Annotated in this window: 23 protein-coding genes and 1 pseudogene; 12 read left to right on the forward strand and 12 right to left on the reverse strand. The window is 67.3% G+C overall.

Going from position 1 to position 15,083, the window contains the following annotated elements:
- Positions 1-12: 12 nt before the first annotated feature.
- Positions 13-624, forward strand: a complete 612-nt coding sequence (locus AC3WLB_RS00550) for a T6SS immunity protein Tdi1 domain-containing protein (RefSeq protein ID WP_492502427.1) — start codon at positions 13-15, stop codon at positions 622-624.
- A gap of 48 nt (positions 625-672) precedes the next feature.
- A complete protein-coding gene (locus AC3WLB_RS00555) occupies positions 673-1,074 on the forward strand; it encodes a hypothetical protein (protein ID WP_492502428.1) in 402 nt (133 codons plus the stop codon).
- Positions 1,075-1,096: 22 nt separating this feature from the next.
- On the opposite strand, the gene AC3WLB_RS00560 is transcribed toward AC3WLB_RS00555, so the two are convergent.
- The 4 genes from AC3WLB_RS00560 to AC3WLB_RS00575 form a co-directional block, all read right to left on the reverse strand.
- Complete coding sequence (locus AC3WLB_RS00560; protein WP_492502429.1) at positions 1,097-1,870, reverse strand: hypothetical protein; 774 nt, start codon at positions 1,868-1,870, stop codon at positions 1,097-1,099.
- 125 nt (positions 1,871-1,995) lie between these two features.
- Complete coding sequence (locus tag AC3WLB_RS00565; protein ID WP_492502430.1) at positions 1,996-2,562, reverse strand: Fic family protein; 567 nt, start codon at positions 2,560-2,562, stop codon at positions 1,996-1,998.
- Between the two features lie 28 nt (positions 2,563-2,590).
- Complete coding sequence (locus AC3WLB_RS00570) at positions 2,591-2,770, reverse strand: hypothetical protein (RefSeq protein WP_492502431.1); 180 nt, start codon at positions 2,768-2,770, stop codon at positions 2,591-2,593.
- A gap of 215 nt (positions 2,771-2,985) precedes the next feature.
- Positions 2,986-3,480 (reverse strand): hypothetical protein, encoded by a 495-nt coding sequence (locus tag AC3WLB_RS00575; protein ID WP_492502432.1) that lies wholly within the window; start codon positions 3,478-3,480, stop codon positions 2,986-2,988.
- Between the two features lie 199 nt (positions 3,481-3,679).
- On the opposite strand from AC3WLB_RS00575, the gene AC3WLB_RS00580 reads away from it, so the two are divergent.
- Positions 3,680-4,150: a hemerythrin domain-containing protein gene (locus AC3WLB_RS00580; protein ID WP_492502433.1), complete on the forward strand. Its 471-nt coding sequence runs from the start codon at positions 3,680-3,682 to the stop codon at positions 4,148-4,150.
- A 157-nt stretch (positions 4,151-4,307) separates the two neighbouring features.
- Here AC3WLB_RS00580 and AC3WLB_RS00585 read toward each other — a convergent pair whose 3' ends face one another.
- Positions 4,308-5,207 (reverse strand): hypothetical protein, encoded by a 900-nt coding sequence (locus AC3WLB_RS00585; protein ID WP_492502434.1) that lies wholly within the window; start codon positions 5,205-5,207, stop codon positions 4,308-4,310.
- Between the two features lie 87 nt (positions 5,208-5,294).
- Between AC3WLB_RS00585 and AC3WLB_RS00590 the strand changes: the two genes are divergently transcribed.
- Together AC3WLB_RS00590 and AC3WLB_RS00595 are read left to right on the forward strand one after the other, a co-directional pair.
- A complete protein-coding gene (locus tag AC3WLB_RS00590) occupies positions 5,295-5,468 on the forward strand; it encodes a hypothetical protein (protein WP_492502435.1) in 174 nt (57 codons plus the stop codon).
- A gap of 88 nt (positions 5,469-5,556) precedes the next feature.
- Positions 5,557-5,889, forward strand: coding sequence for a hypothetical protein (locus AC3WLB_RS00595; protein WP_492502436.1), 333 nt, complete (start codon positions 5,557-5,559; stop codon positions 5,887-5,889).
- A 64-nt stretch (positions 5,890-5,953) separates the two neighbouring features.
- On the opposite strand, the gene AC3WLB_RS00600 is transcribed toward AC3WLB_RS00595, so the two are convergent.
- A complete protein-coding gene (locus tag AC3WLB_RS00600) occupies positions 5,954-6,460 on the reverse strand; it encodes a superantigen-like protein SSL4 (RefSeq protein ID WP_148287686.1) in 507 nt (168 codons plus the stop codon).
- Between the two features lie 83 nt (positions 6,461-6,543).
- Here AC3WLB_RS00600 and AC3WLB_RS00605 point away from each other — a divergent pair, with 83 nt between their 5' ends.
- Both AC3WLB_RS00605 and AC3WLB_RS00610 read left to right on the forward strand, forming a co-directional pair.
- Positions 6,544-7,068, forward strand: coding sequence for a nitroreductase family protein (locus AC3WLB_RS00605; RefSeq protein ID WP_492502437.1), 525 nt, complete (start codon positions 6,544-6,546; stop codon positions 7,066-7,068).
- A 196-nt stretch (positions 7,069-7,264) separates the two neighbouring features.
- Positions 7,265-7,660 (forward strand): hypothetical protein, encoded by a 396-nt coding sequence (locus AC3WLB_RS00610; protein WP_492502438.1) that lies wholly within the window; start codon positions 7,265-7,267, stop codon positions 7,658-7,660.
- 166 nt (positions 7,661-7,826) lie between these two features.
- On the opposite strand, the gene AC3WLB_RS00615 is transcribed toward AC3WLB_RS00610, so the two are convergent.
- Both AC3WLB_RS00615 and AC3WLB_RS00620 read right to left on the reverse strand, forming a co-directional pair.
- The gene (locus AC3WLB_RS00615) at positions 7,827-8,417 is read right to left on the reverse strand and encodes a hypothetical protein (protein ID WP_492502439.1); all 591 of its coding nucleotides are present in this window, start codon (positions 8,415-8,417) and stop codon (positions 7,827-7,829) included.
- Positions 8,418-8,534: 117 nt separating this feature from the next.
- On the reverse strand, positions 8,535-8,846 hold the full coding sequence (locus tag AC3WLB_RS00620; protein ID WP_492502440.1) for a GNAT family N-acetyltransferase: 312 nt from the start codon (positions 8,844-8,846) through the stop codon (positions 8,535-8,537).
- Positions 8,847-8,974: 128 nt separating this feature from the next.
- Between AC3WLB_RS00620 and AC3WLB_RS00625 the strand changes: the two genes are divergently transcribed.
- From AC3WLB_RS00625 to AC3WLB_RS00640, 4 genes are all read left to right on the forward strand, one after another.
- Positions 8,975-9,805 carry a DUF4397 domain-containing protein gene (locus AC3WLB_RS00625; RefSeq protein ID WP_022897803.1) on the forward strand — a complete coding sequence of 277 codons (831 nt, stop codon included), beginning with the start codon at positions 8,975-8,977 and terminating at the stop codon, positions 9,803-9,805.
- A gap of 5 nt (positions 9,806-9,810) precedes the next feature.
- Positions 9,811-10,542: a class F sortase gene (locus AC3WLB_RS00630; protein WP_492502441.1), complete on the forward strand. Its 732-nt coding sequence runs from the start codon at positions 9,811-9,813 to the stop codon at positions 10,540-10,542.
- 111 nt (positions 10,543-10,653) lie between these two features.
- On the forward strand, positions 10,654-11,232 hold the full coding sequence (locus tag AC3WLB_RS00635) for an RNA polymerase sigma factor (RefSeq protein ID WP_492502442.1): 579 nt from the start codon (positions 10,654-10,656) through the stop codon (positions 11,230-11,232).
- A 4-nt stretch (positions 11,233-11,236) separates the two neighbouring features.
- On the forward strand, positions 11,237-12,025 hold the full coding sequence (locus tag AC3WLB_RS00640; protein WP_492502443.1) for an anti-sigma factor: 789 nt from the start codon (positions 11,237-11,239) through the stop codon (positions 12,023-12,025).
- Positions 12,026-12,156: 131 nt separating this feature from the next.
- Here AC3WLB_RS00640 and AC3WLB_RS00645 read toward each other — a convergent pair whose 3' ends face one another.
- The 3 genes and pseudogenes from AC3WLB_RS00645 to AC3WLB_RS00655 form a co-directional block, all read right to left on the reverse strand.
- Entirely contained in the window at positions 12,157-12,663 is a 507-nt protein-coding gene (locus AC3WLB_RS00645) for a GNAT family N-acetyltransferase (RefSeq protein ID WP_492502444.1), read from the reverse strand.
- Positions 12,653-13,471: a glycoside hydrolase family 16 protein gene (locus AC3WLB_RS00650; protein ID WP_492502445.1), complete on the reverse strand. Its 819-nt coding sequence runs from the start codon at positions 13,469-13,471 to the stop codon at positions 12,653-12,655. The genes AC3WLB_RS00645 and AC3WLB_RS00650 overlap by 11 nt, the downstream gene beginning before the upstream one ends.
- Before the next feature lie 37 nt (positions 13,472-13,508).
- A pseudogene (locus AC3WLB_RS00655) lies at positions 13,509-14,141 on the reverse strand (MFS transporter); the annotation flags it as partial.
- A 75-nt stretch (positions 14,142-14,216) separates the two neighbouring features.
- Here AC3WLB_RS00655 and AC3WLB_RS00660 point away from each other — a divergent pair.
- Positions 14,217-14,522 (forward strand): hypothetical protein, encoded by a 306-nt coding sequence (locus tag AC3WLB_RS00660; protein ID WP_492504687.1) that lies wholly within the window; start codon positions 14,217-14,219, stop codon positions 14,520-14,522.
- 29 nt (positions 14,523-14,551) lie between these two features.
- Here AC3WLB_RS00660 and AC3WLB_RS00665 read toward each other — a convergent pair whose 3' ends face one another.
- Entirely contained in the window at positions 14,552-15,049 is a 498-nt protein-coding gene (locus AC3WLB_RS00665) for a GNAT family N-acetyltransferase (protein ID WP_492502446.1), read from the reverse strand.
- Positions 15,050-15,083: the final 34 nt, after the last annotated feature.

Here is a 15,083-nt window from a genome sequence, read left to right on the forward strand (position 1 = left end):
CAGAATGGCAATGTGACCCTCAGCTTGGACCCCGAAGTCGACCACGGCGGACCGCCATACACGCCGCCCCACTTCACCCACGAGTTCGCCGAGGCCGGCTACTGCGGGCGCTCGTTCAACAAAGGGCTCCTGCGATTTCATGACGCCAGCTCAGGGCCGGAGTTTCTCGAGTCGATCCGTCTGGCCTTTCCAACGATCACCGATCCCCAAGCATCCGCCGTCGCGTTCGACTGGATGGGCCGGCAGATCGTGTGTGCCCGCACCAAGAAGCGGTTCGGCTGGACCGAGGCGCGGCTGTTTCTGGCGGACATCGACTTCGCCCAACTCGACGACATCGGAACCCCGGACACGCTCGCTCGGATTCTCGCCAGCGATCAGTATCGGCAAGCATTCGAAGAATCGAAGTTCGAGGCCTGGCGCGAGGCGACGGGCACCCTGGCGCTGACGTACACCGAGTGCGTCGAGTATGCCGTTCCGCCGTTCCTCGGCGGAGCTCAGACGCCGGAAAACCTGGCGTTGGTCGATACGAGCGTGCATTGGGGGCTCGCGAGTCAGCTGCTTGCGCAAACCAGGGATCTGCCGCCCGGGACAGCGGTGGGGCCATTCTCGGTTCGTCGCGGTTGACGACCGCTGCGCCCGATTCCGAACTTTCTCTGCACTAAATTCAGCCTGGTGGAGAAGCATGAGCACACACAGGAGCGGGTGGTGGAGCAGCGCATCCGCAACCGGATGATTGACTACTTCGATTTCGCCTCCGACATTGACGGTCTGAAGCAATTCGAAGCTTCTCAGCCTCACATCAATGTGGTCAACGAAGTGTTCAACCAGTGGGACGACTGGGCGAGCCCGTCGAACACCTTCCCCGAGGGTGTCTACAGCCCTGAAGAACGAGATACCGTGGCTGCCTTCAAAACCTCCTGGGAACAGGCGGCCCGCGATGTCACCGCGACGTATCCTCGGCTCGCCGACGTTGCCGGACTCGATTCATGGAAAGCGCTGGTGCGCGCTGCGGCCGCTTCGCTTGATGTGTTCGCGCGCCGCGGGAAGCTCTCAGACGATTTCGTCGAGAGCTAGGTAGTCGTCGCTGCAGGCTCAGCTACTGCAAGTTCCATCTGGCTTTGCCACCCAGGGTCAGGCTCAGCTTGCCGTCCATCTCGTGCAGGGTGAGTCCGAGGGCATCGAAGAGTTCAGGGTCGTGGCCAAATGTGCCAGACAGCGACAACGTCGGGCCGCTAGTTTCGCTAAGAGGCAATGGCGTCTCGTGCATGGTCCAGTCTCCGGAAACGTCGATGCTCGCGTCTCCAGTGACGTCGGTGTCGTCGACGGCTAGGAGTCGGAGTGGCACACCGGTCAATCGAAAGGTGCCGTCGGCATTCAACTCCAGATCACCGTCGCTCGGCGACGTCCAGAAGCCCACGAGGTCTGAGGGAACGATCGTTTCTGGGGCTGGCGTCGACGGCGCCTCGACGCGCGACAATGTCAGGTGCGATGGGAAGTCAACGTCGCCGTAGTAGACGACCAACTCGTCACCCTGAGGGCTGAGTCGGACGCTGCCATAGAGCCCTTCGCGCACAGCCTCGGTCAGTGACACATAAATGTCCGCACCAGGCTCCCAGAACGACCAATCACCGCCCGAATCGATCGTATCGTCCCAGCTGAGGGTGTCTGGCCGGTCCATTGCGACGAGGGCAGCGGGCAGATTGGACACCATTGATGTGCCATCACCGGAGAGTTCGATCTGCAAGACGTTCTGCCCGTCCCGCGCTTCCCAGAGGCCGAGAACATCGCTCCGGGTCATTGGCGTACTGAGAAGACCGCATCCAGACACGAGGACCGTGATACCCACCAGGCCGATCAGGCTGACAACCATCCTCAGCCCGAATCGCGAACGCAACCCCATTCCGGCAGTATGTCACCCAAAGCCCAGGCGGCCGGACACGCTGTCGGTGTTCGACCGGTTCGTGCTTCACGGTTCTTGTGCTGCGTCCCTGCGGGTCAGAGTGCGATGGCTCCGACGACCGATAACAGCTCTTCAGGGCTCATTGTCTGATCTGCTCGCCTCAACGCGGCGAAGTAGTTCGGCGAATCCGTCCACTCGAAGATGCGGTTGCCGGTCAGAGCCAACAGCAGCACATCGGCGTAAAGCCGAGTCACACGCCCATTGCCGTCAACAAAGGGGTGAATCTTGACGAGGCGATGATGAGCGCACATCGCCACGTACTCGGGCGTCAGACCAACGCCGTCGAGGTTCTCCACTTGCCACTTGAGCGTCTGCAGCTCGCCGTAGAGCAACTCCCGGATGTTTTCCGGCGCAGCACCGATGCTCACCTCCCGAATGCGTAGCTTGCCCGCCCACTTCCAAACAGACCCGTAACACGAGAGGTGGATGTCTTCGAGCGCGTATGGCGACGTGAGGTCCTCTGCGGAGAGCGCGCGATCGCTGATGGCGGCGTAGAGATCAGCGCGCGTGTCGGCTAACGCCTGAGCCTCGGCGAGATAGACATCGGCTTTGCTCTTGAAGGTGATTCCCTCGACGAAATCGGCTGCATCATCGACGGACACAGGCGTGTAGTTGTAGGGAGTGCCGGACTCAACCAAGCTGACGCGGCACCGAGTGGGACTTCAGACGCGCAACCACGTTCGTGGCGCGGCCGGCACGGAGGACGGGTTCACGCAACGGCAGCCGGCCCTCGATCTTCATGGTCGTCATCGTTGACGGTACGACTGTCTTGTTGAGCCGGTCGATGCTGACGAACGACTTGGGTGCCATCACGACCTCCTCAGGCTACGGAATCCGGCAGTTCCTCAATCATCTCGCGTCGCGACGAATCTCTCTACCTTCGCAGGGTCGCGTGCAGGGTCTTGCGCCACGCGACGTGGCGATTACGATCTGCCCCGCAGACGAACTCGCCAAGCTCACGCGGTCGTAAGCGGGATCGAGCCCTGCGCGTATCTCGCAATTCGCGTTAGGCCCGATTCGAACGGCTAGTTCCCATCCGGCAGTCCGTACAGGCGCGCGGGAGCGAGGATGAAGCGGGTCGCGACAGGCCAGTTGTGTCCAGTGACCATCAGTCGCCAAGGGCGAGGCTCTGGTCCCAGCTGGACTGCATCGATGTCTCTGGCGTCGAGTTGCCAGTGGCGTTCATCCGCCCCACTGGACAGGGCCGGAATCTCGACGTCGCCGAACGAGAGATTGATCGCATCGACACCGGGCCCAGACGAGAGGCCGAGCCGTGTGTTCGGCTCTGTGATGCAGATCACTTCCAGGGTGCACTCGCCGAATCGGGGATCGATGCTGGCGATAGTGGTGCGAGTGCTATCACTGTTGCGCTCGAATCTGTTCGTCACCTCGCCTGTCGCGCGCAGAGTCGTGTACCCGCTGCCTCGGCTGCGTTCGACGCCGAAATGGCGCCGCACCGCGTGCTCGGGGACCTCCGCCGGCTCGGGTAGGTGAGTCCACGGGTAGCTGAAGGCCTGCATCTCGTCGCTCCCTTCCACTGCCGGTGCTCAGCTCAATCCTGCACGATGGACGGCTCTGCAGGTCTTTGCAGCTTCCTCACCTGCCGGATGCACGCGACTACGATCGTGGGAGCGTCGCGTGCTGGTGGCAGGTTGTGTCAGGCATGGAGGCGCCGAACCGAAGGAATGTTGATGCGTGCATCGCTCCCTTCGTCGTCGCGTGACTGAGCGCGACACGACCAGGCTGATCGCCTGGAGCACTGAATTGCGCGCCGTGCACCGGCGCATCCGTGAGGCCTTGCGCGTCACCCGCGAAGCTGCACGTGAGCACGGGTCTGCGGAGCAGGCTGGGCGCGATCTACTGGTGTACTGCCACGGATTCTGCGCGGCACTCGACGGTCACCATCGGGGCGAAGACCATGCACTCTTCCCCGCCATCGAAAAGGCGCATCCGGATCTTGCGCCCGTGCTGCGCGCTCTCGAGCAGGATCACTCGATGATCGGCCAGCTGCTCGGCGATCTCAGAGGCGCCGTCGACCGGAGCGCATCCGCAAGCGAACTCGAACGTCACCTCGAGGGTGTGGCCGCGATCATGGAGAACCACTTCCGATACGAAGAGCGGCAGTTGCTCGCCGTGCTGGAGGGGCTCGAGTTACACGACGCGGTGCGCGACGTGCTCGGACCGATCTGAGCGCGGCTCCCGCAGCGCGGGCGGCTAGGCGCGGAGACCCCGGATGTCGCCAGCGGGCGGAATTGGTGGATCACCCCACCCCCGCGACGTCGTAGATGAGGGTATCTGCACGCAGACCGAGGGACTCTCCGATGCTGAAGTGGGGGTGTGCCTTCTGTCAGGGCCGATCATCCGATCCACGTGCGGCGGTCGCGTCCGGCCCCGACCAGATCTTCGCCTTGCGCGGACGCTGGCCCCATCGCGGCCATAGACGCACCCGCCAGGTGTCGTTGGGGGTGGTCGTCCCGGGCCATCCGATGGCCACGAATCCTCGACCAGTGACCTCCACGAGGTATTCGCCGGAGGCCAGAGGGTGCCTGTGCTCGTCGAGCGTCGGGGAGGAAACGACGATCCCAGGCTCCTCGACGAGAAGTGCGTGCTCAGAAACTTGCTCCCAATCGCCTCGATCGTCGAGCGGTCTGCCGCTCCAGATCTCGACATCGATTGGCATTGCGAAGTTGTTCTGATGCGGGCTCAGCACGAGGATGCTGTGCCCGTCGTCGCTGCTCGGCGGCGCCTCGATGGCGGCTTCAACCAGGTCGAGGGGGTCGAACTCTCCCCCGCCAGAGATGGTGAACTGGCCGTAGTCCATCGCGATTTCGACCCGCTCGGCCGAGATCAAGCGACCCGGGTGGATCTGCGCCCGATCCCACCAACCAGGATGCGGCTCCAGGATGACCGCGAGTTCGTCGTAGTACGCATTGAGCGCGGCGGGATCGTCGTCGTAGAAGGCTTCCCAAAAGCCCGGCTCCGCCCATCGCGCCGGACCCAAGACGAAGCTACCGTTGGCCCAGGCCGTTTTGACCCAGTTCACGGGCACGGAGTCGTCGACGCCGCTGAACCACGCAGGAGAAAACAGCGGGGATTCGCCCCTGTCGTCGATGATGCGGAACCACGACCTTTCGCCGTGCCGGACCGTGGACTCGATGACCGGGTAACTCGCCCCCACCGTCAACGATGCGCTCGAGGCGACCGGACGGCCCTGCGCGTCGAAGATGCGATCACATCGAACGATCATTGTGGCTCCAGTATTTACCGCTTGGGCGACATCGTTCCACATCGTGGTCCTTGGCTGCGCGTCGGTGCGGCGCGCTAGCGTGGAGGCATGATCGATCCTCTGACGCTGATCACGTTGGTCGCGATCCCGCTGTACGTCCTGGGCGCCGCGGTTATCGCCTTCCTGCTGTACTGGGTCGTTCGGTTGGGCGTGCGCAGCGGACTCCGCGATCACCACAAGTGGCTCGCCGAGTCGGCGACGACACGTCCGCCGAACAGCTAGCGCCCGTGACGGCAAGCCCATGAGTTACGTTCCCAACGAGCTTCTGTCTCGCCTGGTCGGGTGCCAGATGTACTCCGTGCAGTTCGTCATGAACTACGTGCAGCTGCGCTTCGACAACGACGAGGGTGACGAGCCGCTCCTGAACTGCGACGTCTGGCCGGAAGTGACCCTGGATGGCGTCACCTTCCACGAGCCAGACCTGGGGTACGCGGATGCCCTCAGAAAGCTCATTCCCGCAACGGTCGTCGAGACGCGCGAAGCAACCGGCGTCGGCCTGTGCCTCGTGTTCGAGCGGGGCAGCATCCGTCTGCTTCCGACACTGGATGAGGTGTACGTGGAGATCGCGATGCTCAGCGGATTCGCGGACCGCGCGTGGATGGTGTGGAGACCGGGGGAAGAGTCGTTCGAAGATCTGGTTTAGCCGCAGTCGAGCGCTCAAGCCGCCTATCGAACCTCGGGGTCGTGATGCCGCTCGCGTAGGGCGTTCACATGCACAGTTCGGTTGCCCGTTCGAAGTACGCCTGTGCGGGCTCGAAGGCGGCCTCCGTGCCGAGAAGACTCTGGTAACCGATCCTGAGTTGCTCGAGCTCGCTGACCTCGGCTTCGGTGCGAATTGGATAGCACCGGGCCGTGATCGCCGCCGTGAAATCCGTGAGGCCACCGGTCGTCCCGAGAACGGAGGGGGCGGCGTCGGCGCCGACCTCCGAATTCGTTATGCCCCACAGCTGGTTGAGCGACGCCTCCTGCGCCGTGAGTCCATTGTTAGTGTCCTGGTCGTAGTCACTCGGCAAGGGCGGGTCGCTAGGGCGCGCGGTCGTCGACGGAATGGTGATGTACGAACCGTTCGGCGTGGGTGCCGGCTCGGCGACCGATTGTGATGTGGGCACACCGGCGTTTGTCGCGCATCCGGTCGCCAGGAATACCACGGAGAGAGTGATAGCAGCCACGGCTGTTCGGATTGCTCTCACTGCGCCCCCGCTCTCGTTCGGCACCTTCCCGGCGCCTTGCTTCTCTACGAGCGTAGACCAGGCATGATCCGCTTTCGTGGAACCACGTCAACTAGTGAGCAGTTGCAATGCAGGATGAGTACGTGGAAATCCGCTCCCTCATTGCCCGACGTTCGGTTCGAAGGTTCGAAGCGACGCCCGTTCCGCAGAGCACGGTGACTCGCATCGTCGACCAGGCGCGCTGGACCGGATCGGCACGGAATCGGCAGCCGTGGCGATTCGTCGCGGTCTACGATCGGGGCATCCGCTCGCAACTCTCCAGGCTCGGCGCCTACGCCGGGCACCTCGAGGCGGCGCCGGTCGCCCTCGTCCTCCTGAGCCCGGAGTCACAGCAACTGGACACGGAATTCGACCTCGGCCGGGTCGCGCAATCGGTCACCCTCGTCGCCGCCGAACAGGGCTTGGGCTCGTGCATCACCAGCCTCTATCCCGACAGCAACTCGCGGATCGCCGCCGAGCTGGTCTCAGCCGATCCGGGCTGGACCGGTCGACACGCGATCGCGCTCGGCTACCCCGCGCCGAAACCGGCAGCCGGTCGATCGGCCATCCCGCACGGCAGGTTGAGCGTCGAGGAGAGTCTTCGATTCCTCTGAGGAAGGCGACAGCGGCGACATCCGGCAAGCTCACGGCCTAACGGTTGGTCACCGCGCCCTGTCTCTGCGCGGACGCCCCCGCGCTCGAAGAGGGTCATCGTCCGCGCTCGCACGGCGTAGAGGGAACCGATCGCGATGCCCAGAACGGGTATTGGCGGTCGCCGCAGGGCTCGCCGCGCGTGTCTACGATGACGATATGGGCATCGGCTTCGGGCGAGTGGTTGTGGACGGCGTCATGCTCGATGACCCGTACACCGCCGGCCTCGATGAGCTCACGAGCTTCGACGTGATCTCAGATGCGGGGCCTTCGTACCGCGTCGAACGCGTCGACCATCGCCGCTGGACGGTTCATCGGATGGAGTCGACCCACAGCGCCCCGGATGGGCTCGTCCACCGCGGCGGCAACGCCTTGAATCGCTGGTACTCATTCAAACGGCGCGGCCGCCTTGTGGCCGCGGGACAGCAAAGCATGTTCATCAACGGCGTGTTCGGTCTCATCGGGCTCCTGGATGGTGACGTCGTCAGCCCCGACGCGACTCGGATGCGCACGGAGGAGCGTGATCGCGATCCGCGCCAGGATCGGTCGTTGTAACCGACTCCTGTTCGCTCGCGGCGGCGGCGCGGCCGCCGAGCACGCCGGCGGGCGTATCGCGTGGTCCCGCGCCCCCGACGACAACACACCCGCGCTCGAATCCGACCGCTGAACGGAGGCGGCGTCCTCGCTCGGGTGACAACCCGCGCGGCTGGCTGACTGTCGTCTAGAGGAGCCGAGCCGGAGCAACGTTCCGATCGATACGCAAGTACGGCCCGTATTTCTCGAACAGGTACGCGACCTGTTCATCGGTCGGGTGGTCCATGCCGATGTCTTCGACGCCGTCCACTCCCACACCCCAGGTCTGCAGTTCGATGCCCTTCGCGCTTAGGGCGGGTACTGCTGCAGCGATGTTCCGATCGATCCGCTGAGCGGCTTCGAGCGACTGATACGCCGGCTCGAACCGGATCTTGTCGTCGGGGAGGTTTGCGAGCGTTCGCAGGTCGGTCTCGATCTCCGGAGTGGAGTCGGCCAGGAAGAGAACCAGAACGTCCTTCGATTCGGCTGTTCCCGTGGCGATGCCGGCGTAGTTGCCGGGGTACAGGGCGGGCGCGGCCTCCCGAACGTTCAGCAGTGCGGTAACGACCTCTCCCGACAGCTCGCCCGCACCGTCGTTCAGCGGTGGCGTCGGAATGGGCTCAGGGAGCTCGGGTGACTGCTGTGTCGGCGACGCAACGGAGGTTTCGGAGACCTCAGCTTGTCCGGCACAGCCAGCCAATGCAGCAAGTGCCACGGCAATCGCAACGCCTGCGAACATCCGATATCTCACGCTGCTAGCTGGCACGAATCTCCTTCAGAATGTGCTCGAGACCCTATCGATTCATTGACCATGTTTCAATCTGTTGCGCCATCGTGGCGGATCGCCGGCGTCCGGTCAGACGAGTGCGAAGGTCAGGTCCGGGCGCGCGCGGGCCATCGAGTCGAACAGCGCCTGGCTCTCCTCGTTGGCCACCGCCGCGTGATAGACGGTGACGTCTGGATGGCTGTCGACGAGCAACGTGAGCATCGCGCTCGCCAACCCCTGGCGACGGTGTTCGAGGGCTACCTCCACCATGTCGACCCACGCAGCTCCGTCCGCGTAGAGCGAGTAATAGAGCCACCCGCAGACGGCACCGTCGTCGGAGACCTCGATCATGCCGCCCTGTCCATCGCTGAGCGGGACGATCCGTAACGCGGTCGCTCCCATGGCCAGAGCCTAGCGAGACGGGATGCAGCAAGTTTTTTCGCCCCGGGTGCATCCAAACCCGCCCGTGCGCCAGAAGGAGAGGGTGTCAGCAGTTTTCTCCGGCCCCCGGGCCCGATCAGGAGGTACTCATGCGCAAGACCCTCGTCGCCGGCATCGCAGCCGGCGCACTCATCGCCCTCGGCGGGGCGCTCCCCGCCACCGCCGCCGACGGCGACGCCCAACTCTCGGTGCTGCACGCCGTTCCCGGCGTCACCGTCGACGTCTACGTCAACGGCGCCCTGACGCTCGACGACTTCACGCCAGGCACCCTCGCCGGCCCGCTCGCCCTTCCGGCCGGCACCTACAGCGTCGCCATCACCGCATCCGACGCGGCCGACGCGAGCGCGCCCATCATCGGCCCGATCGATCTGCCCTTGGCCGCGAACGGCAACTACACCGCCGTCGCACACCTCGACCCCGCCGGCACACCGACCGCGACCCTCTACACCAACGACACCTCCACCATCGCGGCCGGGCAGGGCCGCCTGACCGTGCGTCACGACGCCGCCGCCCCCGCCGTCGACGTGCTCGCCGGCGGAGCACCCGTCATCACCAACCTGGCCAACCCGGCCGAAGCGGTGCTGACCCTGCCTGCGGGCACCGTGTCCGCATCCGTCGCCGCCACCGGAACGACCGACCCCGTGATCGGCCCGGCCGACGTCACCGTCGCCGAAGGCGTGAACACCATCGTCTACGCCTGGGGCAGCCTCGAAGACGGCAACCTCGCCCTCGCGGTGCAGACGATCGACGGCCTGCACTCGAACCCGGGCGGCGTACCCGCCGGCAATGCCGGGCTCGCCGCCACCAACCGCCCGGATGCCTCGGCTCCCCTGTGGATCGGCGCCGCCGCCATCGCCCTGCTCGCCGCCATCGGCGGAGTGGCGCTCCGGCAGCGAGCGGTCGCGAAGTCCGGCCGCTGACCCGGATGCGACCCCGACGAACCCCGGCAGAGGCGACCGCCGCCCCTGCCGGGGTTCCCGCCCCGCCCCGCGCGACCACCGGTGCGATCATCGCATCGGTGGTCGCGCTGAGTTGCGCGCTGCTGAGCGGATGCGCGGCCACCGCACCGACGCCGGCACCCGTCGTCGCCGCACCACCGCCTACCACCTCTACCCCCGCACCGACCCCGACGGCACTCCCCCAGACGCCCTCGGGAACCCCGGTGCCCCTGACGAACGCGGACATCTCGGCTCAAGCATCCGTCGCCACCGTCGAACCCGTGCGCGTGGAGGTCGCCTCGCTCGGCATCGACGTCACTGTGGAAGCCGAGGGCCTCGACGACGCGGGCGCGCTCGCCCTGCCCGCCGACCCCGCCGTCGCATCCTGGTACCGCTACGGCCCCTCCCCCTGGAGCCCGGCGGGCGCCGCCGTCATCGCCGCCCACGTCGACTCGCTCGAATACGGCCTCGGCTCGTTCGCGAGACTCAGGGATGTACCCGCAGGCACCCCCGTCACCGTCACCGGCGCCGACGGGCAGGTCGCGACCTTCGCCGTGCAGAGCGTCACCGTGGCGGACAAGACCGGCATCGACTGGGCGCAGGTGTTCGATCGCACCGGGCCGGTGCGCCTGACGCTCATCACCTGCGGCGGCGAGTTCGACTACGACACCGGCCACTACCTCAGCAACGTGATCGTGACCGCCGTACCGACCGGCTGAGCCGAGGCCCGTATGCTCTACAACACGGTGCGCGCACCCCAGGGCGCCGAGCCCCGACAGACACAGCCCCAGCGCGACGACGCGAACCGGAGCAGGAGGTTCCGCACGCCCGTGACAGAGACCCCGAGCATCCCGAGCGACGAGCAGGCCATCGCCGACGCCTTCCGCGACGGCGACGAGAGCGCGCTCGCGGAGGCCTACACCCGGTGGTCACCCCTCGTGCACACGCTGGCGCTGCGGTCGATCGGCGACGCGCACGAAGCCGAGGACGTGACGCAGAAGGTGTTCGTCGACGCATGGCGCAGCCGTGAGCGGTACGACCCGGCGCGGTCGCGGCTGGCCGGGTGGCTGGTGGGGATCACCCGCCATCGCATCGCCGATGCGCACGAGGCGCGCGCCCGGCGCCGCCGATCCGAGGAGGCGTACGCCGCGGAGGCGACCACCACGGCCGGCGCCGCGATCGCCGACGTGGCGGAGGTCGCCGACCGGATGATGATGGCCGCCGAGCTGGAGCGCCTCGAGCCGGTTCCGCAGAAAGTCATGAAACTGGCCTTCTACGACGACCTCACGCACGCCCAGATCGCCGATATCCTCGGCTTGCCGCTCGGCACGGTGAAAAGTCACATCCGTCGAAGTCTGGTTCGGCTACGAACACGTTTGGAGGTGAGTGATGACCCATATCGATCCTGAACGCATGGCGTCCTTCGCGATGTCCGACGACGAACCGGATGCCGCGGAGGCCGCGCACCTCGCCGAGTGCGACGTGTGCGCGGCCGAACTCGACGCGTTCGCGCGTGCCGGACAGCTCGCCCGCGACGCCCGCGGAACCGAGCTGGTGGCCCCGCCCGCGGAGGTGTGGACGCGCATCCAGGCCGAACTCGGACTCGGCGCGCCGCTCGCCGCGGTCAGCCCGGCTGCGGCGCCGGTCGCGACGCCGGCCGCGACGCCGGCTGCGGATGGTGCGCCCGATGACGACCGGAGTCCTGCCCCGATCCTCGCTCCCGTCCGTCTGATCCGCGGCCTACGGCGTGCGCGGTTCTGGGTTCCGCTCGCGGCCGCGGCGCTCGTCGTCGGGTTGGTGGGCGGTGTCGGCGCCGGCGTGTGGTGGCAATCCGCGCAGCAGAGCGATGCGGCGCCGATCGCGGCCGCCGATCTCGAGCCCTTCCCCGAGTGGCCTGCCGCGAGCGGCAGCGCGGTGGTGGAGCAGCGCGCCGATGGCACGCGCCAGGTGGTCGTCGACGTCGACCCGGCGACGGATGCGGGCACCCCTGATGCGCCCCTGCGCGAGGTCTGGCTCATCCGCACCGATGGAACGGGCCTGATCAGCATCGGTTTCCTCGACGGCACCTCGGGGCGATTCGACATCCCTACGGGCGTCGATCTGGCACAGTACGCGCTCGTCGACGTCTCCGCCGAGCCAGACAACGGCGACCCGACCCACTCGGGCGACTCCATCGTCCGCGGCGAGCTGCGGAGCCTGTAGCCGTGAGCGTCACGCGCGCGATCTTTTGGCTGCGCGACCGCTCCCCGTGCGGGTCTCAGCGAAGCGGCCGCGTGCCCCACGCTCCTCGTCGAGTGCCAGAACCGCGTGCTTTGGGGTGACGGCCGGCGGGTTCAGACCGAACTGCCGGGCGCGTGCACGGGACGCTCCATGCACACGAGGCCGGGCCGGGCGTCCCAGGAGGGGACGGGCACGAAGCCGCGGGCGCGGTACAGACGCAGCGCATCCGCTCGCCATTCCCAGACCGTCAAGCGCACGGGGAGGTCGTGCTGCGCGAGCGCCGCATCGAGGAGGGCGGAGCCGACCCGACGGCCCCGGGCGCTCGGGTCGACCCAGACGCGTTTGATCTCAAGGGTCGTCGGGTTGCGCTGAACGACGGCGACGCCGACAGGTGCGCCGTCCAGCTCGGCCAGGTGGACGATCGCGTCCGCATAGGCGCGCGCCGGATCGGCGACCTCGCTGCGGTAGCGCTCGGGCAGTCGATCGTCGGCACCGCGACCGCCGGCATGGGCCGCTTTCTCGAGCTCGGTGTGAATCAAGTACGCCTCCACCAGGCGACTCACGCTCACCGCATCGGCCCCGGTCACATCCGCCGGGCGTACCGTCACGTCAGCGGGCATCGCTGCCGTCCTCCGCGCTCCAGCCGCGAACGGAGTGGATGACCGCCGACTTCGGATACGCATCCGCCGCCCTCGAGCGCCCCCCGACCTCGAAGAGGTCGAGCATGAGGAACAGCGGGTAGTCCGGTGCCTGCGGGATGCGCCGCACAACCCGCCCGTCGCAGCCGATCACCGTCCCGTTCGGCCCCCACACGACCGACCATGTGTGCGGCTGCGACGCATCCACCGGCACCACCACCTCGGCCATGTCCGCCAGGAGCGCCGCATCGCCGTGCGCCTTCAGCCCGCACCGCGCCCGCGTCTCGGTGCGACCGATCGCCGAGGCGTCGATCTCGAACAGGCAGATCTCGCCGGCGTGCTCGGGCGAGAGGTTCTCGACGCCGACGAGCCACGCCGCGAGCATGCAGCCCTCGTCGGTGCTCGCGCTCACCGTCACATCCACCCGGCCCGCCGACGGAGCCCACAGCAGTCGTTCGGGCGTCTCCGTTCTCACCGTCAGTCCGTCGGGGCGATGCCGATGCGTACCGCGCCGCGACCCGAGGGGGCCTGAGAACACACCCGTCTGAAGGTTCGAGACCCGCAGCGGCGCGTCCTCTTCGCGCCAGTCGAGCTGGTCCTCCTCGATCAGCAGACGGATGCCCGTTCCCGGCACCAGCTCGTAGCGCGCCCGCGAGCGCGCGGGCGTGGTCCAGTGCGGGAGGTACTCGGCCACCCACAGATCGGCGCGCAGCTCGGGTGCCGAGAAGTCGTCGTCAACGTCGGGTGCCTGTGCGGGGGGCTTGGGGAACGGTTCGATCGCGGCGGCCATGCAACGATTCTGACGCCGAAGCGGCGGCTCCGCGCATCCGGCCCGCCACTCCGCTCGGTGCGGGGGCGATCAGGCGCAGAAACGGCACCGTGAGGAGCAATGCCACGGCGGTCGCCACGACGGCCACCCACACGGGACCGACTGCGCCGGGCACCATGCCGAGCGCGGCAGCGGCGAGGACGGGACCGGCCACGGCGCCGACATTGAGCGCTGCGGTCGCGTACGAGCCGGCCATGGTTGGCGCATCCGTCGCCGCGTAGAGCAGCCGTGTGATCAGCGTGCTCCCCACCGCGAACCCCAAGGCGCCCTGAGCGAAGACGAGTCCGAGCAGAGCGACGGGGTTCGTGGCCGAGAGCGCCAAGGCGACCCATCCGAGCGCCAGGGCGCTCCCGCCGATCACGATGACGAGTCGAGGTCGGCGGTCGGAGAGTCGCCCGGCGACTGTGACACCGACGAAGGAGCCGACGCCGAAGAGCACCAGCGCTACGGACACCCACCACTGACCGAGGTGAGCCGTGTCCGTCACGATCGGCGCAAGGAACGTCAGCACCGCGAACGTGCCGGCGTTCACCAGGGCGGCGATCAGCATCGGCAGAACCAGGCGCGGGGAGGCGAGCTGCCCCAGCTCGGTGCGCAGCGACGACGCAGACGCGGCCTTTCGTGACGAACCGCGAGGACTCGCACGGAGGCCGGCTTCTACGGGCCGGGCACCTGGTACGCGGCCGACGGACGGGTGGCGCAGGCGGTGCTGGCAGGCGACCTCCCGGCGACGCCCGCGATCACGAACTTCGTGCACGTCGACGACGCCGTCTACGCTCTCGCCCGGTCGCTCGACTGGCTCGACGGCGTCTATCACGTGGTCGACGACGAGCCCGCCCCGGGCACGGAGTGGGTTCCGGCCTTCGCACGAGAGCTCGGCGCTCCCGAACCGCGAATGGAGGAGGCGCCCGTTGGTGCACCCCGCGGCCGCGCTGTCTCCAACGCCAAGGCCCACGCCGCGGGCTGGCAGCCGGCGCACCGCAGTTGGCGGCAGGGCTTCCTTCACCCCTGACACCACACGCGACGAGTGCGCGATACCGGTCACCGCACGTCGTCGAGGTGGAGCGACCACGCGGCCACGCGCAGCACGGTGTCGCGGTACGGGAACTCCTCCTCGCCGAGGCACACGAAGCCGAGCCGCGCGCACACGGCGTTGGAGGCGGCGTTCGTGAGCGACGGGAACGCGAGCACCCTCCGACGCTCCGACCGGCGGCGTGCGTCGTCGAGCGCGGCCGCAGCGCCGGCGACCGCCACCCCGCGGCCCTGCGCCTCCGGCAGCACGAACCAGCCGGTCTCGAGCGTCTGCTCGCCGTTCCACTCCGATTGCCACCAGTTGACGCCGCCGACCGGCACCCCATCGAGCTCGATGGCGAAGATTCCGGCCTGCTCGTCGTGCACGAACCTCAGGTACTTCTCGTGCCGCTCGCGAACCTTCTGGTCGGACTCGGGCCCGCCGAGGTGCGCGGTCATCGCGCCGGCGTTGGCGCGAACGAGCAGTGGCAGGTCGGTATCGGTCCAGGGCCGGATGCTCACGGTCATCCGCCCATCGTGCCAGACTGCCCCGAGACCCTAT

The organism is Herbiconiux sp. FW305-C-125, from assembly GCF_058783455.1.